Source organism: Pedobacter sp. A2324 (assembly GCF_059693705.1).
Map to the genome: position 1 here is coordinate 376302 of NZ_JCASSK010000005.1, position 22415 is coordinate 398716.

At 39.1% G+C, this 22415-nt stretch carries 16 protein-coding genes; 8 read left to right on the forward strand and 8 right to left on the reverse strand.

The annotated features are described in order from the left end of the window. Positions 1–11 precede the first annotated feature (11 nt). The 5 genes from AC570I_RS16750 to AC570I_RS16770 form a co-directional block, all read right to left on the reverse strand. Positions 12–758: an ABC transporter ATP-binding protein gene (locus tag AC570I_RS16750; RefSeq protein WP_047800516.1), complete on the reverse strand. Its 747-nt coding sequence runs from the start codon at positions 756–758 to the stop codon at positions 12–14. After that, entirely contained in the window at positions 758–1951 is a 1194-nt protein-coding gene (locus tag AC570I_RS16755) for an efflux RND transporter periplasmic adaptor subunit (RefSeq protein ID WP_497406390.1), read from the reverse strand. The genes AC570I_RS16750 and AC570I_RS16755 overlap by 1 nt, the downstream gene beginning before the upstream one ends. A 42-nt stretch (positions 1952–1993) precedes the next feature. After that, positions 1994–3286: a TolC family protein gene (locus tag AC570I_RS16760; RefSeq protein ID WP_497406391.1), complete on the reverse strand. Its 1293-nt coding sequence runs from the start codon at positions 3284–3286 to the stop codon at positions 1994–1996. A 326-nt stretch (positions 3287–3612) separates the two neighbouring features. Further along, positions 3613–4635 carry a S66 peptidase family protein gene (locus AC570I_RS16765; protein WP_497406392.1) on the reverse strand — a complete coding sequence of 341 codons (1023 nt, stop codon included), beginning with the start codon at positions 4633–4635 and terminating at the stop codon, positions 3613–3615. A 392-nt stretch (positions 4636–5027) separates the two neighbouring features. Further along, positions 5028–5198 (reverse strand): hypothetical protein, encoded by a 171-nt coding sequence (locus tag AC570I_RS16770; protein ID WP_156166772.1) that lies wholly within the window; start codon positions 5196–5198, stop codon positions 5028–5030. Between the two features lie 349 nt (positions 5199–5547). On the opposite strand from AC570I_RS16770, the gene AC570I_RS16775 reads away from it, so the two are divergent. After that, entirely contained in the window at positions 5548–6843 is a 1296-nt protein-coding gene (locus tag AC570I_RS16775; RefSeq protein ID WP_497406393.1) for a DEAD/DEAH box helicase, read from the forward strand. Positions 6844–6904: 61 nt separating this feature from the next. Here the strand turns inward: AC570I_RS16775 and AC570I_RS16780 are convergent, their stop codons facing one another. Next, positions 6905–7315: an organic hydroperoxide resistance protein gene (locus tag AC570I_RS16780; RefSeq protein ID WP_497406394.1), complete on the reverse strand. Its 411-nt coding sequence runs from the start codon at positions 7313–7315 to the stop codon at positions 6905–6907. A 358-nt stretch (positions 7316–7673) separates the two neighbouring features. Here AC570I_RS16780 and AC570I_RS16785 point away from each other — a divergent pair, with 358 nt between their 5' ends. The 3 genes from AC570I_RS16785 to AC570I_RS16795 are packed head-to-tail and all read left to right on the forward strand — an operon-like array spanning position 7674 to position 11515. After that, complete coding sequence (locus AC570I_RS16785) at positions 7674–10079, forward strand: T9SS type B sorting domain-containing protein (RefSeq protein WP_497406395.1); 2406 nt, start codon at positions 7674–7676, stop codon at positions 10077–10079. Beyond that, entirely contained in the window at positions 10079–11074 is a 996-nt protein-coding gene (locus AC570I_RS16790) for a PorP/SprF family type IX secretion system membrane protein (protein WP_497406396.1), read from the forward strand. Before AC570I_RS16785 ends, AC570I_RS16790 begins: the two co-directional genes overlap by 1 nt. Beyond that, positions 11075–11515: a hypothetical protein gene (locus AC570I_RS16795; protein ID WP_497406397.1), complete on the forward strand. Its 441-nt coding sequence runs from the start codon at positions 11075–11077 to the stop codon at positions 11513–11515. Here AC570I_RS16795 and AC570I_RS16800 read toward each other — a convergent pair. Further along, positions 11505–13622, reverse strand: a complete 2118-nt coding sequence (locus AC570I_RS16800) for an FUSC family protein (protein ID WP_497406398.1) — start codon at positions 13620–13622, stop codon at positions 11505–11507. The genes AC570I_RS16795 and AC570I_RS16800 overlap by 11 nt on opposite strands. 852 nt (positions 13623–14474) lie before the next feature. On the opposite strand from AC570I_RS16800, the gene AC570I_RS16805 reads away from it, so the two are divergent. Next, entirely contained in the window at positions 14475–15827 is a 1353-nt protein-coding gene (locus AC570I_RS16805) for a PhoH family protein (protein WP_497406399.1), read from the forward strand. Here AC570I_RS16805 and AC570I_RS16810 read toward each other — a convergent pair. Continuing rightward, positions 15824–17035, reverse strand: coding sequence for a TCR/Tet family MFS transporter (locus AC570I_RS16810; protein WP_497406400.1), 1212 nt, complete (start codon positions 17033–17035; stop codon positions 15824–15826). The genes AC570I_RS16805 and AC570I_RS16810 overlap by 4 nt on opposite strands. Positions 17036–17358: 323 nt before the next feature. On the opposite strand from AC570I_RS16810, the gene gyrA reads away from it, so the two are divergent. From gyrA to AC570I_RS16825, 3 genes are all read left to right on the forward strand, one after another. Then, on the forward strand, positions 17359–19947 hold the full coding sequence (gene gyrA / locus AC570I_RS16815; RefSeq protein WP_497406401.1) for a DNA gyrase subunit A: 2589 nt from the start codon (positions 17359–17361) through the stop codon (positions 19945–19947). 25 nt (positions 19948–19972) lie between these two features. After that, positions 19973–21061 (forward strand): tetratricopeptide repeat protein, encoded by a 1089-nt coding sequence (locus AC570I_RS16820; protein ID WP_047800501.1) that lies wholly within the window; start codon positions 19973–19975, stop codon positions 21059–21061. Positions 21062–21160: 99 nt separating this feature from the next. Next, complete coding sequence (locus tag AC570I_RS16825) at positions 21161–22309, forward strand: tetratricopeptide repeat protein (protein ID WP_497406402.1); 1149 nt, start codon at positions 21161–21163, stop codon at positions 22307–22309. Positions 22310–22415 lie beyond the last annotated feature (106 nt).

Here is a 22415-nt window from a genome sequence, read left to right on the forward strand (position 1 = left end):
GTTTTCATTAATTAATAATCATCTGACTCCGGTAAACTGTCTAAAGCTTCCCTTGCCGAGCGCTGATTGGTATTTATACTGTCCTTTTGTATTTTTCCATCTCTCAGCATAATTGTTCTGGTGCTGAATGCGGCAATATCAGGCTCGTGTGTGACAAAAACGATAGTCTTTCCTTCCTTATTCAATTCTTGCATCAATGCCATAATTTCGTATGACGTACGGGTATCCAGGTTTCCCGTTGCTTCATCAGCCAGTATCATCACCGGATGATTAACCAATGCCCTTGCTATCGCCACCCGTTGCTGTTGTCCACCCGAAAGCTGACTTGGCGTATGATCAAAGCGCTCTGCTAGCTTTACCGATTCGAGTGATTTTATCGCCCTGTTTTTTCTTTCTTCTGCAGAGATGCTTTTATTGTAAAATAATGGCAATTCTACATTTTCCAAAGCCGAAGTTCTGGGCAAAAGATTGTAAGCCTGGAATACGAAACCAATTTTTGTGTTTCTTAATCCGGCAAGTTCATCACGGTTTAAACTCTTTACGTCAACACCGTCAAGCAGATAATCGCCATCGCTCGGTTTATCCAAACAACCTAGAATGTTCAGGAGTGTCGTCTTACCCGATCCGCTGCTGCCCATGATGGTTACAAACTCGCCCGCCTTGATATCGAAAGTGATACCTTTCAGCGCCCGCACCGTTTGGTCGCCCATCACAAACTCACGCTTCAAATCCTTTATATCTAATATTTTTTGTTCCATTATTTTTTCCTGTTGCCGCCCGGACGTTTGGGCATGAAAGGACTCGATTGAGCCTGACTTGCTGCTTCGCTTTTGCCCATGGCTTGTGAACCCGTAATAATAATATCCGATGATGTTAAACCTGATATAACTTCAATGTGAGTATTATCATTTAAACCTGTTTTAATCTTTTTCTGAACCAATTCGTCTGCGCTTTTCTGCACCCAAACATAGGCTTCATCTGCAGCGGCAGGCTTTTTATCCGCATTAACCCAGGTCATTTTGTACTTGGCATTCAAAGTTGAATCGGGACTATATTTAGCTGCCTTAGCTGATATAAGCAACGCATTATTTACTTCTTTAGTGAAGATGGTAATGTTCGCAGTCATTCCGGGCTTCAGCTTATTATCATTATTAGAGGTATTAATGATAGTTGTATAAGTAACCACATTGGATGATATAGTCGGGTTTAACCTGATTTCCTCAATAGTTCCTTTAAAGGTGTCATTCAAAAAAGCGTCTACCGTAAAAGTCGAACGCTCACCTTTAGCAATATTACCTACATCGGCCTCATCTACCGACGCTTCAACCTGCATCTTGGTCAAATCTTTGGCGATGCTAAAGATGGTAGGCGTACTAAAACTGGCTGCAACCGTTGTACCTTCACTTACGCTTCTGGATAGTACAGTTCCATCAATAGGAGAGTAGATACTGGCAAGTGACAAGTTTTTCTGTGCTGAAGCCAGCTGCGCTTTAATACTGTTTACTGAGGCTTTAGCGGCGTTAATGGTATATAAAGCATTGTCATAATCTGCCTTACTAACCGCACCAACCTTGTATAAGTTGCTTTGTCGGCTAAAGTTACCTTGTTGATAAACCAAGGCACTCTGTGCGCTCACCAGATTAGCCTGGTATTGATTTACTGATGCTTCGAACAGCGTTTTATCAAGTTCAGCCAGTAGTTGCCCTTTTTTTACCTTTGAGTTGAAATCGGCATATAGCGTTTTAATTGTTCCTGATACCTGGGTACCCACCGCGACGGTATCAACTGGCTGAACTTTACCTGTTGCTGTAACGTTTTCAGAGATATAACCTATACTTGGTTTTTCTGTTTGAAGCACAACAACCTGCTCCGTTTTTCGGAGGGCGAAGTACCAGACGGCAAAAGCTGCTATTGCTATGCCGATGATGATAAATATGGTTTTCTTCTTCATGATTAAATATTAAATTGATCCGGCAATAGCCATTACCATGTTTTAATTAGTTATTGGAACTCCTGTATAAAAATTATATATTTTGGTGTATAAACTGGCCGTATATTTTGCCTGAACGAAAGCCTGCAACGCCTGCACATATAAATTCTTCTGCTGGAGATTCTCAACGATGTTATTAGTGCCTTCCTTTAAAGCCGCATTTGAAATTCGCAGCGCTTCACTGGTATAGGTGAACTGTTCCTGAGCAGCCGCAAACTGGCTATTGGCGTTTTGTACATTAATGTAAGCCCGCTCCACATTCTGCGTGAGCGTGGTTTTTGAATCTAATAGCGACAAACGAGCCTGTTCAATATTAATATTCGCTTTCGCCACATTGGTCTTTGTTACTCTTCTATCGAAAATCGGTATAGATAATGTCAGCCCCAGATTCTGATAAAAATTGTTGTTAAGCTGATACGAATAACTACCTGCACTATTGTTGCTATATCCGGTATACAGTGAACCGCCCAGGCTCAATGTTGGCCTTAAGGTCGATTTGGCTTTTGCCAGTTCAATATTCTGAAGCTGAATGTTTAGTTCTCCGCTTTTGATTTCAGGTCGCGTTCTCAATGCTTTATCCTGTGCCGACGCCAGGTTATCTAAAACCTGTGGTGTTTGTACAGAATCGGCACTGACTTCAAACGCTTCTGAAGTGGGAATTTGCAGCAATTGTTTCAGTGTTAAGATATTTTGTTGCAAAGTGTTCTGAGCTGCAACTAAAGTATATTTATCATTTGCATAAGTAGCTTGTAATTGTAAAAGGTCTTTCTTCGCGATCGTGCCAAATTTAAATTGTTGCGCTGATTGTTTTACCTGTGCTTCACTTGTCGAAAGTAGATCCTTAAGGTAAGTGATATTTTCTCTCGCCAGAAGAATATTTAAATAGGCTTGCGTGATGGATATGGTAATGTCGTTCTTTGCCGCCTCAACAGATAAGTTCGCCGTTTGTACACTTAGTTCTTTTGCTTTAATATCATTTTTTAAATAGCTTCCATTATATAACGTTAAATCTGAGCTTAGCCCTAAGCCACTGGTGTTCTGCAACCCGGATTTATAATTCGTTATCGCCTGGGATACATTACCAGTCAGATTTGGAAGAACAGCAGATTTGGATGCGATTAAACTTTGCCCTGCAGTTTGTGCTGTTAACTTTAGCGTATTGATGCTGATATTTTTTTCCTTTGCGTATTCAATAGCCGTTTTTAAATCCCATACTTTTGGAACTTCCTGCGCCTTCGTTATGTACGCGACAGCAAGGAGCGTAAGTATAATAATATATTTAATGTATTTGCTCATGGCGAATAAATTTTGTGTCGTTTTATGATCTGATTAACACAAAAATATATCCTCAAAGCATGTCAGTTTTTCAAATGAGACACAGGGACGAATTGTTGAGACGTAAGTCTAAAATTATGAGATATCGGAATGATGATGTACATCTCTTTGCTGTACTCTTATTCGTTAGGGTGAGCGATTTTTGTATAATTGGAGTTAAGAGATTTCAGTTTTGGATGTTTTAATAGTTGTCCACCTGAATTCAAGTGTCATTGGCATGCACGGCTTAAGACAGGCTTTAGACGAAGATTTGAAATGGTTGATCTAGTGGTTCGAATAGCACTTACTTAAAGCGAAAGCAATTGCGTCCCGGATCCATTAACAGTTAAACTATGCTTCAATCCACACCTTAATGCAAAGTTGTTTCTTTGATGTCCAACCGGAAAGTCAAAAGCAATTGGATAGTTGTATTCCTTAACTTTTTCAAGAACGATGTCGTAAACGTCTTTACCGAACTCCTCGCCGGCGTCATCAGGTTTCACTTTGAACCCACCAATAATCAGTCCGCGAAGGTTTTCCAACTTGCCGCTTCGCTTTAAATTCCATAGCATTCTGTCAATACTGTAAAGGTATTCCCCGGTATCTTCAATGAAAAGAATTTTATTCTTCGTATCTAAATCTGAGTTGCTTCCTGCCAGTGTCTCAATAATGCTTAAATTTCCTCCAACCAGAATCCCTTCAGCCTTTCCGTAGCGGTTTTTGGAGTGAGCAGGTGCGTTATAGTGCATTTGAGCTCCTGATAAAGCATTTTTTATTGAAAGAATAGTTTCAATTTGTATCGGCTCCGCCTTCACCCAATCACTTGGGAAGCTATTGCACATTTTAGAATGGATAGATGCTATTCCATAATTTTTTGCCAGATGGCAGTGAAGAACCGTGATATCACTGAATCCGATAATCCATTTGGGATTTTTTCTGAATGAAGAGAAGTCCAGTCGGTCAATAATCCTCACAAAACCGTACCCTCCACGGGCACACATAATCGCTTTTAGGTTAGGGTCATCAAGCATAGTCTGAAAATCCGACATTCGCTCTTCATCAGTTCCGCCATAAGTATAGTCGCGCTTGCCAATGGTTTTACCTATCTTTATATTAAAACCCCAGCTTTGCATCTGCAAAACTGAAGGCTGAATCTCTTCTGGCGATATGTATCCCGCGGGACTGCTGATTCCTATTTCATCTCCATTTTTGAGGTATGAAGGAACCTTAAAAGCTGAGCTTTCTTCTGCATTCGTGCGGGCCAGTATTTTAAAATTAGGAAAGAGAATCACAGATGCAATAAACGAAGAAAGGAAATGTTTTCTTTTCATTCTAATCAAAAAGGATTAATTTAAGCTAATATAAGATTAAATTTTATGGACCAAGAGAAAAGGGATTTATATCCATAAATCCCTTTTTTAAACCAAACAAATTAATCTGTAAAAGATTAGTATAATGTGAATTATATAAGTAACCAGGATTCAAAAAAAAAGTTTTAACATTTCAGAAAAATTTGACAAAAGTTGAAAAAAGTTAAGGCTATCCCTCGCGGATAGCCTTTGCTAACAACAAAACAAATATAAGATAACCAAATCTTACCTGACTTTGAGCAGAAATCAGGGAAAGTGATATGAAAACACTTAGTGGCCTAGTAATGGATTCGAACCATTGTGTAAAAGTTTATGAAACTTCAACCTTCCAATCGGTCAACTGGCCGTGCATGCTAAACAGGTTTAAGCGATAAAAAATCTTTCAGTTCTATAATCTCCTCCCGAATAATCGTATCTTCATCTTCGAGTGCTCCACGCTCATTTCGCTCGATATCCAAATCTTTGACAGAATTTGCAAAAATTGGATACTCCTCAATTGCCGGGTATTGAAAATAGATTGACATGATCTCCTGCGTTTAATTGTTTAACATATGATTTAGTTATTGATTAAGGTTCAGCAAATATATAAATAAGAATATAATATCTACCTATTTAGTAGTCTAATGTTGAGTAAATTTTGTAATTTACTGTTTATCAGTGCATTATTTTTTTGTAGGTGTCTCCAAATCCGTATTTATCGCTGAAATTGAGGTCGCAAATCTTCTGAAATGGCTTTTTCATGATAACGAATTATGGCTAATAAGATTGATATTCAGGCTGTTTCTCACTATTCTTTTCTTCACATTCAATTCATTTTCTGAAAAGCTAATTATTTTAAGGATATTTGCATTTTAAAACATTAACATAGTACACGTGTCATTAGATAAATTAAAACTAAGTAAGTCGCTTGTTGCTTCAATGACTGAAGCAGGATTTCTGGCTCCTAAGGAAATTCAGGCAAAATCAATGTCCAGAATTTTAGGCGGTCATGATGTAATTGCAATTGGGCCGGAAGGAGCAGGGAAAACAACAACTTATGTTTTAGCAACATTGATGAAGTTAAAGTATGCTTTCGAGGAAGCGCCAAGAGCTTTGATTCTTGTTCCTGATATTGAGCATGTTGACCATGTACTGGATCAATTCAAGTTACTGAACAGGAACAGCACCTTCAGAATTTTAGGGATTGACAGTCGTGGAACCATAGACAATCAAATGAATGAAATCACAGATGGATGTGATATTATTGTTGGAGTACCGGACCGTGCACGTGCCCTATATCTCAAATTGGCATTAAACACCAATAAAATTCAGTTGTTTATTGTAGATAATGCTGAGCTGATCGTTAAAAAAGGTTTACAGTTGCCGGTTGTAGAATTGGCTAACAGCGCATATAAATCTCAACATCTTGTATTTACAGAACTGATGCATTCAAAACTTGAGCACATGATTTCACCATTCATGAAAGATTCTGCGACAACAATAGAAGTTGATGATATTGGTGAAAAACAGGCAGAGGTTTACCCTCAGATGTTATATCAGGTCCCAAATTTCAGAACCAAGCTTAATCTCCTTACCATTTTACTCGATGATAAGGATGTGTTCGATAAAGTTGTTGTATTCGTAAATACGCGTTTAACAGCACAGACTGTTTTCAAAAACTTCGAAAACAAACTTGAAAACGCTGTGAGTATTTATCGCCCTTTGTTCTTTGATGATTTTGGATTTGACGAAATTGAGGATTTCAAGGACAATGACCAGTCAAGAGTATTAATCGTAGCCAATGAAAATGCCGGCGAACTGGATATATCCGGAATTCCGATTATTCTCCACTTTGATTTACCTGAGCAAAAAGAAGTGCTAATTCATCGCATAGTTAAACAAGGAGACGATGAAGTCGTAGCCATCGCTTTTTCAACAGACATTGAATTAATCGAGGTGAAGAAGATAGAACAGGCAGTAGGTGAGCGCATGGAGGTAATGGAGTTGCCAGAAACACTTAAAATAGCGGATGTGGCTCCAAAGACAAATAAAAAGAAACATGGTGAAGAAGATACTTCCGATCGTGGAGCAGCTTTTCATGATAAAAAGGCCAGTAACCTTAAAGACTATAATTATAGTGCTGGCATGAAAGCTAAAATGACCTGGAAGAACAAAAAAGGGCTATCCTAAAAAATTATATTCAAGTTTTGTAGAAAAGGAACGCCAATAATTCTCAGCGTTCCTTTTTTTATTATACTGCCGTAACCCGAACCTCTATATTTCCCTTAACGGCTTTTGAATAGGGGCAGGCTCTGTGCGCCTTATCTGCAAGTTGTTGCGCTTCTTCATGCGATATACCTGGTATATGAACATCCAGATCTGCTGATAACACAAATGAATTTCCATCTTTATTGAAGGATACAAGTACTTTAACTGAGGCTTCACTAACATCTACACCATCACGTTCAGCAACTGAACCTAAGGCGCCCAGATAGCAGGGACCCCATGCGGCTGCGAATAATTCTTCAGGATTCGTAGCGCCACCCTGACCTCCGAGTTCTTTCGGTTTTCGAAGTTCGAAATCTAAAATCCCGTCTCCCGACTTAACATGACCATCTCTTCCACCCGTAGCTGTTACTTCAGCCGTATATAGCTTTTCCATAATTTTCTTTAATTTTTTAATGCATAGTCAATAACAAACCGGCGCCTGCATTGTTTAGTTTTTGACCTATGCCTTCAGTGTTCACTTCATTTTATAAGTATTTCATGTAAAAAAGTGATATTCGGTACAGCAGTCTCGGTAATCATAAATGAGTGATACTTTAAAGAAGGATAACTCATAGGATTCTGTAAGTCAGTAGGTTGTTTTGTGTAAGTTGCATTTATAGGGAGTTGATTTTTCATAACATCGATATTGTAATATATCATTTGGTGTAAAAAATATCGGTCTTCTATTGACGCTAACACGCTCGATATACTAAAATAATATTTTTACATTATAACTATTTAAATCGTTCCCGTTGATTAAAAGAGTTTTTTTAGTGTTACTCGTTGCCTGTATAGCGATGGTGACCAAAATGTATGCGCAATCCTGTCCGGAGAACATTGGTTTTGAATATGGAAATTTTCAGAATTGGAAAATCTATGCGGGTTTTACAAACGACAAAGGTGTCATGACGATTAATCAGATTGACAATCCGGTGTCGGGAAGGGAGAATATTGTCACAGATAAAGATGCAAGAGACATATATGGTGGATTTAAACTGGTACCTGAAAATGGAGGGAACTTTTCGGTTAAGCTGGGGAACAATGGTACCGGCGGTCAGGTTGATCAAATCTCTTATCTCATAAATATTCCTGCCAACAGGCCAGAATTCACGTTAACCTACCAATACGCTGTAGTACTGGAGGATCCTAATCATTTAAACGAAGAACAACCCCGTTTTATAGCACGGGTAAAAGATCTCGAAACCAATCAATACATACCGTGTGCTTCATTTGAATATGTCGCCACCTCAGATCTTCCCGGATTCCAGAAGGCGAAGTCTAACGCAACGGTGATATATAAGGAATGGACCCCGGTAACCATCAACCTTTCCGGTTACCAGGGAAAACAGTTGCTGATTGAGTTCATAACTTCCGATTGTACACTTGGTGGCCATTTTGGATATGCCTATGTCGATGTCAATAACCTTTGCGGGGAATTAATCGTAGGAAATACTTATTGCAAAAGAACAGAGGAATTGAGCATGTCCGGACCAAGTGGTTTTCAAACCTATACCTGGTATAACGAAGACCGTTCTGTTAGATATGGATCAGGACAATCCATTACGATAAAGCCCACCCCAGCCGAAGGTTCCAAAGTTATTCTTGATGTTGTTCCCTATACCGGTTTTGGTTGCCCAAGCTCCATAAGTACAGTCATCCATAGTGTCGATTATCAAGTTCAGGTATCGGCACAAAACAGGGTTTGTCAAAATGCTGAAATTGATCTCACCAGTTCATCTTTTATCCTGAATAAACTTGCCAGCTTTACCTATCTGGCCTACGCCGATAAAGATTTAACACAGCAATTGACGGGTTCCACCAAAATCTCTCAAAACAGTACCTTCTATATCAAAGCAACCAATTTTAGCGGGTGTGAAAGCGTGAGCCCCATTCTTATTTCCGTGTTTGATATGGCCGATATCACCGTAAAAAACCCCGATCCTGTCTGTTATAATGAAACTGTAGACATTACGCTCGATGGGTTATATTCAAAGTCATCAGAAATCACACGGAGTTATTTTGCAGATAAAGAAGCCTTAAAACCAATCGAGGATCCTAAGCACATCAAAACATCAGGTACCTACTACGTGAAGCTGACAACCAACATGGGCTGTAGCAAAATATTACCGGTTCAAGTGAACATTAACCCTATTCCTGTTCTTAAAATCACAAATCCTGCTGCAGTTTGTTTCCCTTCGGTTGTTGATATTACCAACAACAGTGTTTTTGAGGGGAGCGACAATACTTTTAGTTACAGCTTCTATCAGGATGAAAACCTCTCTATTCCGTTAACAGAAAGCAAGAGCATAACCAAAGGCGGTAATTATTATGTAAAAGCAATAAATTCCAGAGGATGTATGGTTAGCGGTAAAATTGTGGTGATCATTAACGAGTTGCCGGTGCTTTCAGTCAAAGATCCAGGCGCAGTTTGCTTTCCGGAGAAACTTGATATCACAGATGCCAGCTTGTACAACGGAAGTACTGAAAAACTAAACTACAGTTATTACTATGATGAAGCACTGCTGAACAAAATCGGAAATCCAAGGGCGATAAGCCAAAGCGGAGTTTATTACATCAAAGCGGTTAACGCTTCAGGATGTTATGCTACAGGAAGTATTCACGTAACAATAAATACCCCACCAACCATAGTTTTAAATAAGCCCAAACCAATCTTTGATTCGGAATTTGTCGACTTGACCGCCGCGAACATTATTAAAGGAAGTAAAGATTTCGAAAAAGTGAGCTACTTTGAAGATGCCTCTTTAAGACATCCATTGTCAAATCCATCTAAAGTTAATAAGGCAGGCATTTACTACATTGCACTTCAGAATGAAAAGGGATGTATAGTTTCTGCACCAATAGAACTCGACATTCTTCCAACACCTAAAATCATTGTGCCTACAGCGTTTACTCCCTATAAGGAAACGAACAACAGACTATATCCTTTTTTGGTGAGTGTTCAGAAACTAACCAGCTTTAAGGTCTTTAATAAATGGGGAATCTTGGTATATCAAACTGAAACATTGGCAAACGGAGGATGGGATGGTCAGTTTAAAAGTAAAATGCAACCCTTGGAAACCTTCTCCTGGTTTGCAGAAGGGGTAGACACGTTTGGAGGTAAAGTTCAATCGACAGGAAAAACCATATTAATATTATAATGAAAAGAGCGGTACTTATTTTATTAATTTCTTTCGCAACATTATGTTGCACGGCTCAGGATCCAAAGTTTTCGCAGTACTTCGCAGCGCCATTAACCTTAAATCCAGCATACACGGGCTTTTTTGATGGCGAATACCGTATAGCTGCAAACACCCGTCAGCAATGGGGAAATTTAGGAGATCCTTATAATACGTACAGCGTTTCCGGAGATGTAAAGCTAGTTGAAGATGAAAACTTTACCAATAGTGTCTTCAGTTTAGGATTAAGTGGGTTGTTTGACGAATCTTTTAACAAAGTGCTGAAATCACAGTATATCAGTGCCAGCTTTTCTTATTACCAGTATCTTGATGTTGAGCATAAATTTAAGTTTGGCCTCGCGCCGCAGGTATCCTATGTATCCAGGTATCTCGACTACAATAAACTCACTTTCGCATCACAATATAGCGACGGTGGATTCGATCAGTCCATGCCGAATTACCTGGATATTAAGAATGATAAAACCAGTTATTTTGACCTGGCTATAGGCGCTAATTTTTCTGCGAATTTCGAGCGCACAAGCTTTGCTTTCGGATATGCGCAGTATCACTTGAACAAGCCTCAGGAAAGCTTACTAACCAGCGGTAGCGAGCTTGTCGCTTCGAGGAAAACGGCTACGGCAAGCATGCTTTATCTGTTAAATAATAACATTGATCTTAACCTCACAGGTGTTTATAACGTTCAAAAGAACAACAATGATGCAATCATGGGAACCGTAATCGGACTAAAACCTAATGAGGACACTAAGATGAAGCTTAATTTTGGCCTGTGGTATAAATTTAATGAGGCTTCGTTCTATCCTTATCTTGGGGTAGGGATGGGCAACATTAGCGCCGGAATAAACTATACTGTTTATGGAAACAAGCTGCTCAGTGCTACACCGCGTACCTATGAACTTTCTTTCATTTACCGTCACAATAATTTCAAGGGTTTTAAAGTTCCCTGCCCAAAATTCTAAATGATGAAAAATACCCTATATATACTTTTATTAATATTATCTGGTACAATTGCGAATGCTCAACAGCGCAAAATAAGTATCGACTACCAGTATTTTCGCGATGTTAAAAATTATTACGCATACGATTTATTCCGCTACTCAGGCAGTCCCGACAATCAAGTAATGCTTAATTTCACCACAAATGCTGCATTCAAAAAAATAGAGAAGATTTACATTGTGGCTGGTGATGTGGAGATTAAACTTAAATTCAGACAAAGGGATGAAGTAGTTAAATCTGATAATCCCGAACAGAAATTTTATCCGGTAGCTTTTGATATAGATAACCTGTTAGAGAATAAGCTGGACTGTCAATCCCGGATTGTTTTTAAGCTCGATAATGGTATTTCGTACACTTTACCGTTCAACTGGTGTAATGCATTGCTTACAAAACCTAAATCTTGATCTTAGCCGATAATTTATAGAGGTCGTAAGCCACCTTCTGAATCAAATCAAATTGTTCAGGCACTAAATCTTCACCCTTTTTGATCATGAGCCCGCTATCACTTATTCTGATTAAAGGAACATTATCTGTTGTAGTTTTATTGAGGTTCAGGTTCTCGATGGCCATGTCAAACAGATAGTCTGTATTTCCCGACATTGGTTTTAGGGCATCAAAATTATCGAAAATAAATTCATGCTCTTTATTGTACAGCGATAGGGTAGCAATATAAGACGACAACAAATGATTTAGAGTAGTGAATTGATGCACTTCTTTAATGAACAACTGTTTGCTCTTAGGTTCAGAAAACATTCTTTGAAATAAGGAAGCCAGATTGGCTGTGCTTACGTAAACTTCCTTTCTCGCCAGCTTGTATTCCGTTCTGTTATAATTTTTCTCAAAGTACAATCTGGCTACCTGCTCATAATAGGCTTTATTGGCTTTCAGTATATTGATCATTGCTTCCTTCAGTTTCTCATGTTCCCAGGTTGGAAACAGTGAGTAGCTCGCCAGCAGCGCAATACCAGATCCGATAAACGTGTCATATATTCTTTCCCGCGCCAGTGCAATGGACCCCATACCCAAAAAATCAAATAAGATCAGGATATAAGGGGTCATGAAAAGCACACTCACCACGTAGTTTTTTCGCTGGAAACTGTAACTTCCGATCATGCAGATCAGTAAAATGACAAACAAGGTATGGCGATCGTCGATATAGGTAAGTACACCCATACCTACAAACGCCCCAATGGTTGTGCCGATAAGTCGCTGATAATTGCGCTCTTTTGTGAGGCTGAAACCCGGTTTGGAAATCACAAGAATCGTAAGTAAAATCCAGTAACTGTGCGAGAAATTCAATACCTCTGCCACAATAAAACCGAGCATCATAACAACTGTTACCCTTAGCGAGTGCCTGAAGGTAGACGAACTATAAGTCAGGTTGTCTTTAAAAAGATCAATATCAAATTTTTGCCGGGTAACAAACTTATCTCTGTCAACTTCAGCCTGACGAATATCCTTGCTGGTTCTGATTTTAAAATAACTGTAAATGGTTTTAACCCTGGCTAGAATATTTTCAATATTTACTTCAATGTTTTTAAGGGCGATGATGCCTATTGTACTATATTTCTGGTCAGTATTCTCTCGCTCAAGCTGATTAATCTTAATCTTTAATCGCTCAATTTCAATTAACAACCGTTTTGAAAGATTGGGCTTTCCGCCACTTTTAAGTGCAAAGGCAATATCATCAAGTGCATAAGATATCCGCTTAATCGCCATCTCATAATCCTTCAGAATACCAGCTTTGTCAAATTGTTCGTGAAGCTGCTGGTAATTGTAATATGTCGACATTACCTGCTCAAACAAATCAACCATATCTACAAATACCAGGAGTAGAAAACGCCCTTCAGGACTTGAATCCCTTACAATTTCCCGCGTTCTGAATAATAGCTCCCTTACAGCATCCTGTTTCTCATGTACAGAAACCTGCAGCTGAAGCAAATCAGCATAGGTCTTGTCATAATTGGTGTTTTGATGGTAAAACTTCGCCTTTTCCCTTAAAAATTCCGCTACTTCCCATATTGAATCGCTTAATGATTGCTGAAGTAAACGGAAGGGGCGTAGCCTGTAAACAAAATAACTTAAGCCAGTATACCACACGCTTCCGGCCAATACCAGAAAGGAGTGCCTGATCACGTCTTGCCAGGGTCTGATATCATCGATGCTTAATACAATAATCAGTAACACGGCCGTACCAACAGATGCCGCTCTTACACCGTAAATATAGAACATCGAGAAGATAAAACTCGAGGCTGCCAGTAACGCTGCAATGAAATAATGGTTTTTATTGGTTAAGCCTGTTAAAATGGAGAATACAAAAATCAGAACCGTTGTAACCAGCATTGCATTGCGTCTGTGAACCATTGGCCCCGGAGTGTCAACAACACTCACACATAGGGCACCCAGGGAAAGTGTCATGCCATATTTAAGCATTCCAAACTGAGCCAGAATTAATGAAGGTAGCAGCACACCAATCGTAATGCGCAGCCCATCTGCGAAATACGTACTCAATAAAAAATCTTGTATATTTCTAATGGGTTGCCTGATCTGCATGGTACAAAAATAACATAATACCATCGCTTTTTGTTGGCGCAAAAATTTAACTTTTTACTGAATTCTCAGTTTTTAAGCAGAAAACTGTTAAAGCGCTGATTGTCATGTTGATAAAATTTGTTAGTAACCCAAAGATCCAGAAATGTGAACAACAGAGCTGATGTTGGTTTAAAAGGATTGATGGCCGGTTTTTTTTTGTTTAAAGTGTTGATAAACAGCAAATATTGGTAAATAAAATTGTTTATAAAACAAATGCTTTTTTATTTGCTTTTCTACAGCAAGTGTACTAAATTAGATCATATCAAAAACGAAGTACTTTGAATTCTGAAAACGTCCAAAAGAAATAAAGAGCCGAAAGGCCCCTATCTCGGACAGTTTACATAGGAAAACAATCAACTGAAATGGGTCAAACCATTAACAGCATATGGCTTATCTTCGGAAAAGCATATTAGAGATTGCACAGGCCTAAACAGAGATTATCGAAAGCTAAGCAGTTTAAGGACTTAATAGACGGAGATAAATTTTCACGTATCGCAAAAGCTTTAAGCCTAACGATAACGGAAAGATCAGCGTATTTAAAATTTGATGCCTTAATCGAAGCTATGGCTTACATTGAGGTTAAAAACGGGGAAACTGAATCGAAAGAAAATAGGCCCCGTTTTTTATTTATAAAGCATTTCGTCGCTCTCCATAGCACTTCGATCGCATGATGCCGAGGGTTGTGAAAATCCGTAGCCATTTACAGAACTGATGATAACTTAATTCTATTATATCACAGGTAATTCTCTCTGTAAATCACTAAATTTACTTATGGCTAAAAAAAGTAAATCAGATTCTAAATCCGCTAAAAAGATTTTTGTACTGGACACTTCCGTTATTCTTTACGATCACAATGCGCTAAATAATTTTCAGGAGCACGATGTTGCCATACCCATTCAGGTTCTCGAAGAACTGGACAATTTTAAGAGCGGTAACGATACCCGAAACTTTGAAGCACGCAGCTTTATAAGACTGATCGATAAAACGTCAAAAGAAAAACTCATCAGCGATTGGATCTCAATGGGTGCTTACGGTTCTGGAAAATTTAAAGTCATCCTGAATGAAACACCTCTAAAAATTGATGCAGAACAGATTTATGGAAAAGGCAAAACCGATCATAAAATTCTAAATGCGGCTTTAAGTTTAAGAGAAGAAAACCCTGATAAAAAAGTTGTACTGGTTTCGAAAGATATTTGCCTGCGGCTGAAAGCCAAAGCCCTCGATTTATTTGCAGAAGATTACGAAACAGGCAAAATCAAGAATGTTGATGAGCTATACGCCGGTAAAACAGAGTTACTGAACTTCGATATTGATATTATTGATCAGCTAAAACAAGATAAGGTAATTGAAGTGCCCGATAACGCACTGTCCCTTAAAATTGGAAATCACTTTTATATACTGAAGAATAAGCGTAAATCAGCAAATGTTTTCTATAACCATCAGTTAAAAACATTCTCTTCCGTTTCAACTGATGCCATCTTCAGGATTAAGCCAAAAAATATCGAACAGGCATTTGCCATTCACGCACTGCTCGATCCGGATATTAGCCTGGTAAGCATTCAGGGCAATGCCGGAACAGGAAAAACGTTGCTCGCTATCGCCAGCGCACTAGAGCAGCGTAAACACTTCAGGCAAATATTTGTAACCCGCCCAATCGTTTCATTAAGCAACAAAGACATTGGCTTTTTGCCAGGAGATGCAAAATCAAAAACAGATCCTTTTATGGCTCCCATCTGGGATAATTTACGCTTCATTAAGGAACAGTTTATTGGCGACGATAAGATGTCTGGGAAAATTGATGAGCTTATTTCTTCAGAAAAAATAGCCATTGCACCGCTGGCATTCATCCGTGGACGAACCCTAACCAAAATATTCTTCATTGTTGACGAAGCACAAAACCTGACACCACACGAGGTGAAAACCATTATCTCCCGGGCAGGGGAAAATACAAAAATCGTATTTACAGGTGATATCTATCAAATCGACACGCCATACCTGGATGCGGAAAGTAACGGACTTTCTTACCTGATTGAAAATGCCAAGAACCATCCGCTATATGCACACATCACCTTGCAAAAAGGTGAAAGAAGCGAATTGGCTAACCTAGCTAATGCCTTGCTTTAATGATATTTTCTTAACGACCTAAGGGCTATGAATAATCCGATTAAAGTCAATACAGCACTTAGTATAAATGGTGCGCCCGGAAAATACACCCGCGCCTTACCTTCTATAAAATAGGCAAAAATATGTGTCATTGCCCAGGGTGCAAATATTGCAGCGAGACTTTGCAAACCCGTTAAAACACCTTGCATTTCGCCTTGTGCATTTGCCGGAATCTGGTTCGATATTAAACCCTGCATGGCCGGTCCGCCGATTCCAGCAAGCCCATACGGAAGCATAAAGGCAAACATCATCCAACCTTTCGTTGCAAAAGCAAAAGCCACAAAGCCGATCACGTATAATATCAAACCAAAATAAACCGCTTTTTTATCTCCGATTTTAGGCAAAATGATCCTGATCAATCCACCCTGAACAACACCAATCACCAAACCAACAAAGCCGAGGGAGTAACCCACCCATGAAGCATCCCAGTTGAATTTTTCCATAGTGTAGAATGTCCAGTTCGATTGTACGGAATGACTGGCGAAGTAAAGCAGAAACAAAGTAATCATCAGTCCCAGTAATGCCGGATACTTTCCGATACTCCTTAATGAGCCAATTGGATTTGCCCTTTTCCATTCAAAAGGTCTCCGTTTTTCAACAGGTAAAGATTCAGGTAATATAAAATACCCATACAGCCAGTTAATCAGAGACAGTGCTGCTGCAACCATGAAAGGCACCCTGGTACCAAAATGACTAAAGGCGCCCCCTAAAACCGGTCCTAAAATAAACCCTACTCCAAAAGCAGCACCAACCAGACCGAAATTCTGTGCCCGCTTTTCAGGTGCCGACACATCTGCAATATATGCCTGGGCAGTGGTGAAACTCGCACCGGTAATCCCGGCGATGATTCTGCCCACAAACAACCATATAATAGAAGGTGCGAAGGCCAGGAAAATATAATCGATGCCCAGTCCAAATAAAGAGCTCAACAAAACCGGGCGTCTGCCAAAGCGATCACTCAACGCACCTATAATAGGAGAAAAGATAAATTGAACTGACGCATAAGCCAGAGTAAGCCAGCCGCCATACTCAGCAGCCAATCCAAAGCCTCCGCCCGTAAAATCTTGTATAAGTTTTGGCAAAACCGGAATGATAATCCCGAACCCCGTGAAATCAATCAGGAGGGTTACCATAATAAAGCTCATTGCAGATTTCGTTTCTTTTGCCATTATCGTAAAGGTTTGAAACAAAAGTATCAGAAATAGTTTAAATTGTAAATTTTAGTTCCATAAACCCTATTTAAGCTTACTGGTATGCCTAACCTGAAATCTACCTTTATTATCAACCCGGTCTTCACGTCATCCAGTTTTTTTAGAATACGAAACGCCTTAAACTGGCCTTCAGTAAATTAAAATTTTGCCGGAGTTGAAAAACCTATATCGAAGGCCAAAACTTTTCCACAATGCCTTATTCCGCTATATTTTTGCTAAATTCGCAAGGTTATATAATACCCTTTTTTAAAAGTCGTCTTCAAACACGAGAATAATAATTTATGGCAGAAGATTTAGAGAATCAACAAAACGACAAAATCATTCAAATTAATATAGAGGAACAGATGAAGTCGGCCTACATTGATTATTCAATGTCGGTAATCGTATCAAGGGCTCTGCCTGATGTACGCGATGGATTGAAACCTGTACACCGCCGTGTGCTATATGGCATGTTGGGCTTAGGTGTTACCAGTGGTAAGCCTTACAAAAAGTCCGCTCGTATCGTTGGTGAAGTTTTAGGTAAGTATCACCCTCATGGTGATGCCTCAGTATACTTTACTATGGTTCGTATGGCTCAGGATTGGAGTTTACGATACCCAATGGTCGATGGACAAGGTAACTTTGGTCACATTGATGGTGATTCGCCGGCAGCAATGCGTTATACAGAAGCAAGGTTCAGTAAACTTGCCGAAGAAATGGTTGCCGATATCAATAAAGATACCGTTGATTTCCAGTTCAACTTCGATGATACGGAACAAGAGCCTACAGTGTTGCCTTCAAAAATCCCTAACCTACTGGTTAACGGATCTTCAGGTATTGCAGTAGGGATGGCCACCAATATGGCCCCTCACAACCTTACCGAAGCCATTAATGGCGTTGTGAACTACATCGATAACCGCGACATCACTGTTGAGGAACTGATGAAGTTTGTTAAAGCACCTGACTTTCCTACCGGCGGTATTATCTACGGTTATAATGGTGTGAAAGAAGCCTTTGAAACGGGCCGCGGAAGAATTGTTATGCGCGCCAAGGCTGAAATCGAAAGCATTAAAGATCGCGAGGTCATCATTGTTACTGAAATCCCTTATCAGGTAAACAAAGCCCAGATGATTGAGCGTACAGCTGAATTGGTAGGCGAGAAGAAACTGGAAGGTATTTCAAACATTAAAGATGAATCAAATAAAGATGGTATCCGCATCGTTTACGAAATTAAACGCGATGCAAACGCCTCAATCGTTTTAAATAACCTATATAAGTATACAGCCCTTCAAACCTCTTTCAGTGTAAACAACATTGCACTGGTAAAAGGTCGCCCGCAGTTATTGAATCTGAAAGATTTGATTACTCACTTCGTTGATCACCGCCATGAAGTAGTCATTCGTCGTACCAAATTTGAATTAGCTGAAGCAGAGAAACGCGCGCATATCTTAGAAGGGTATTTAATCGCTTTAGATCATTTAGACGAAGTAATCAAATTAATTCGTGCATCGGAAACACCTGATGAAGCCCGCTTAGGCTTGATGGAGAAGTTTGGTTTGAGCGATCTGCAGGCCCGTGCCATTCTGGATATGACGCTTCGTCGTTTAACAGGACTGGAACGTGATAAGATCAAAGAAGAATATGCTGAACTCATGAAAACCATCGATTATTTAAAATCTGTACTGGCCGACGAAGGTTTGCGTATGCAGATTATTAAAGATGAGCTCGAAGAAGTGAAGCAGAAGTTTGGCGACGAACGTAGAACAACCATTGTTCACTCTGCCGAAGACATGAGTATGGAAGATTTCATCGATGATGAAGAGGTAGTGATTACCATTTCTCACGAAGGATATGTAAAACGTACCCCAGCTACTGAATTTAAAGCGCAGGGTAGAGGAGGTAAGGGCTCTAAAGGCAGTACTTCAAGAAACGAAGATTTTATCGAGCACATGCTCGTGGCTACAGCCCATAACTACATGCTCTTCTTTACCGAAGCAGGAAGATGTTTCTGGCTTAGGGTTTATGAAATTCCTGAAGGATCAAGAACAAGTAAGGGGAGAGCCATTCAGAACATCATCAATATTCCAAAAGATGAGAAAATCAAGGCTTACATTAAAGTTAAGAACCTTAAAGACCAGGAATACCTGGAAAACAACTTCATAATCATGTGTACTAAAAAAGGTACCATCAAGAAAACTTCTTTAGAAGCTTATTCACGCCCACGGGTAAATGGTATTAATGCAATTAATATTAATGATGGTGATGTTTTATTAGAAGCATGCTTAACCACCGGTGAAAGCGAGATTGTAATGGCCTTACGCTCAGGCAGAGCCATTCGTTTCAACGAAAAAACTGTTCGCCCTATGGGTAGAACGGCGACAGGAGTGCGTGGGGTTAGATTAGCAAATGAGCAGGATGAAGTTGTTGGCATGATTGCTGTTAACAGTCCCGAGGTAACTGTATTGGTAGTTTCAGAAAAGGGATATGGTAAACGTACAGATATTGAAGATTATCGCGTTACAAACCGTGGTGGTAAAGGAGTAAAAACCATTAACGTTACAGACAAAACGGGACAATTAGTTTCAATTAAAGACGTTACTGACAGTGAAGATTTAATGATCATCAACCGTTCAGGTATTGTAATTAGAATCCCTGTTTCAGCTTTAAGGGTTATGGGCCGCGCCACTCAGGGTGTACGCTTAATATCATTAAAAGGTGATGATGAAATTGCTTCAGTAACCAAAATCGATCACGAAGAGGATGAAGAGGAAACAATAGATTTAGAAGGCGTGTTGGTACAAGATGGGGAAGAGGTAGAGGCGGATACCACAGAAGCAGATGAAACTGATGACGAATCTGAGGCCGATGACGAAACGGAAGAAGAAAATTAACTAAATTAAGATTAGAATAAAAATTATGAAAAGAGTATTTCTAGGTATAATTTTAGCAGGAACGGTAAGTTCTGCATTTGCTCAGAAAAGTGAAGTTAATGCAGCAAAAAGCAATTGGGGTATCACTCAGTTCATGTTGCAAAACCAAAAAGGCCCTCTAGATAAGAAATTGGAGTCTATTAAAACTGGTTTAGCACATACTGACAAAGCAATTGCTGACGAAAAATCGAAAGTAATGCCAGAAGCATGGTCGTACCGTGCGTTATTCGCGTCATCTGCCGCAATCATTGATTCTACCAGTACAGCAAATGCCGATGCCAACATCAAAATCGCTCAGGAAGCCATCGAGCAAGCTAAAAAGTTAGATGCAAAAGGTTCAGAAAAAGACAATATCGCTTTAGCTGAAACTAATGTGACCAATGCGATCAGAAACGGTGGGGTAGTGGCATATAACAAAAAAGATTACAAAACGGCTTACGAGAAATTTGTTGCAGCAACCGTGATCAATCCTCAAGATACTTCTATGTATTTAAATGCTGGTATCGCTGCCAGAAACATCGAAGATTATCCGGGAATGATTACGCAGTTCAAGAAAGTAATCGCGTTAAATTCTCCGCAGTCGAAAGATTTGTATTCAGAAATCATCAGCACCGTATTAAGTAAACAAAAAGATACAACCGCTGGATTAGCTTTAATTAAAGAAGCTACCGCAAAATTCCCTGATAATACGGATTGGATCAAAACGGAAACCCAGATTTATATCGACAGGGGAGATGCTGCCAAATCAGAGCAAATGCTTATTGCTTTAGCTGCGAAAGAACCTAATAATCCTAATTATCAGGTACTATTAGGAAATATTTATTTCTCTCAGGCGTTGAAATTACAAAACGAAAGAAATAAAATCGATCAAAAGAAAGTAAAAGAGTTCAATGAAGTAACCGTTAAAATGAACGCTTTATTAGATAAATCTTTACCTTTCTACAAAAAAGCATTAGATATCGACGGTAAAAATCAGGGCGCATTGGAAACACTTAAAACCATCTACGCTTTCAGAAATGATACTAAAAACTACGATGACATCAAAAAACGTTTAGACGCACTTCCTAAACAATAATTAAACTGATCAGTCAAAAAAAGAGCTCCGAAATTTCGGAGCTCTTTTTTTTATGTCTATTTTTATAGTTTATTAAGATTTTACCTATTTCAGTACGATATGCAAAATTCCTTTAAAACAGCAGTTGCGGCAGTCTTATTTTTATCCTCCCAGGCAGTGATGGCTCAAAAGAGCCAGATTCTTATTGCACGAAACTCAGTGGGCAAACTACAGGCATCTATCGCCAATAAGGAAGATTCAAAAAAACAGCTCAGTATTGTTTCAGATGGATTGAAAGCAATTGAATCTGCAGAGAAGGACAGTAAAACAATGAAGTGGTCTGAAACGTGGTCTATCAAATCTTACTTAACATCATTTGCCGCACTAATTGATACTGATGCAGCCAACTCAAACAAATTCTACGATGCCGCAATCGAGGCCATTAATAAAGCAAAATCTTTAGATAAATTCGACGACAATTCTGGACTCATTAAAGCCTCTCGCCATAATATCCTCATTAAAAAGCAATATAAGGCCAATGAGTCCTATTTTGCAAACGACTTTAAAGAGGCATTTACCGATTTAAAAGAGGTAAGTGATAGCTTTCCAGCAGATACAACTCTGGCTTTAAATACCGCAATCTGTGCGTATCAGATACAGGCTTACGATGAAGCATTAAATTACTTCAAAAGAGCTAAAGAAAATGGAATAAGAAACGCAACGGTATTCCAGAAAATGGCACAAATGTATGTAGTTAAGTCTGAAAATGAAACTGCAATCAGAACACTGGAAGACGGCCTGGCCCTAAACTCTTACAACCGTTTACTTACCAATGATTACATTAATTTGTTATTGGATACCGAAAATTTCAGTAAAGCCCAGGGTTTAATTGAAAATAACTTAAAAGTAGAAAAAGGAAATAAACTGCTTTATTTCTTGTATGGTTACCTGCAACAGTACGGAGGAAACAACTCCACCGCAATATTGGCTTATGATAAAGCTTTATCCAGTGATCAGAATTATTTTGACGCGCTATACCAGTTAAGCCTGGCGTATATCAATTCAGCTAATGAAACGCTAAAGAAAAGCGAAGCTGACAAGGCTACAAAATACAACGGACTCATTGATCAGGCACAATATGCTTTGCAACGTGCCAATGAAATCAATCCCAACGATAAGAAAACTGTTCAGTTGCTTATCGAAATCTATACCAGGAAAAAAGCTACCGATAAAGTGCAGGAGCTTAACCGGAAATTACAGGAACTTTAAATTTAATTAAACTCACCGACTCAAAAGAGTGGGGTTGATAGTAATCAACTTAACATAATGTTAATTATGAGTCCTTATAATATATTATATGAAAGGAGGGCTTTCG

Coding starts and splice junctions, on each gene's coding strand:
- AC570I_RS16750 (WP_047800516.1), bottom strand. CDS start 758: ATGGAACAAAAAATATTAGATATAAAGGATTTGAAGCGTGAGTTTGTG.
- AC570I_RS16755 (WP_497406390.1), bottom strand. CDS start 1,951: ATGAAGAAGAAAACCATATTTATCATCATCGGCATAGCAATAGCAGCT.
- AC570I_RS16760 (WP_497406391.1), bottom strand. CDS start 3,286: ATGAGCAAATACATTAAATATATTATTATACTTACGCTCCTTGCTGTC.
- AC570I_RS16765 (WP_497406392.1), bottom strand. CDS start 4,635: ATGAAAAGAAAACATTTCCTTTCTTCGTTTATTGCATCTGTGATTCTC.
- AC570I_RS16770 (WP_156166772.1), bottom strand. CDS start 5,198: ATGTCAATCTATTTTCAATACCCGGCAATTGAGGAGTATCCAATTTTT.
- AC570I_RS16780 (WP_497406394.1), bottom strand. CDS start 7,315: ATGGAAAAGCTATATACGGCTGAAGTAACAGCTACGGGTGGAAGAGAT.
- AC570I_RS16790 (WP_497406396.1), top strand. CDS start 10,079: ATGAAAAGAGCGGTACTTATTTTATTAATTTCTTTCGCAACATTATGT.
- AC570I_RS16795 (WP_497406397.1), top strand. CDS start 11,075: ATGATGAAAAATACCCTATATATACTTTTATTAATATTATCTGGTACA.
- AC570I_RS16805 (WP_497406399.1), top strand. CDS start 14,475: ATGGCTAAAAAAAGTAAATCAGATTCTAAATCCGCTAAAAAGATTTTT.
- AC570I_RS16810 (WP_497406400.1), bottom strand. CDS start 17,035: ATGGCAAAAGAAACGAAATCTGCAATGAGCTTTATTATGGTAACCCTC.
- gyrA (WP_497406401.1), top strand. CDS start 17,359: ATGGCAGAAGATTTAGAGAATCAACAAAACGACAAAATCATTCAAATT.
- AC570I_RS16820 (WP_047800501.1), top strand. CDS start 19,973: ATGAAAAGAGTATTTCTAGGTATAATTTTAGCAGGAACGGTAAGTTCT.
- AC570I_RS16825 (WP_497406402.1), top strand. CDS start 21,161: ATGCAAAATTCCTTTAAAACAGCAGTTGCGGCAGTCTTATTTTTATCC.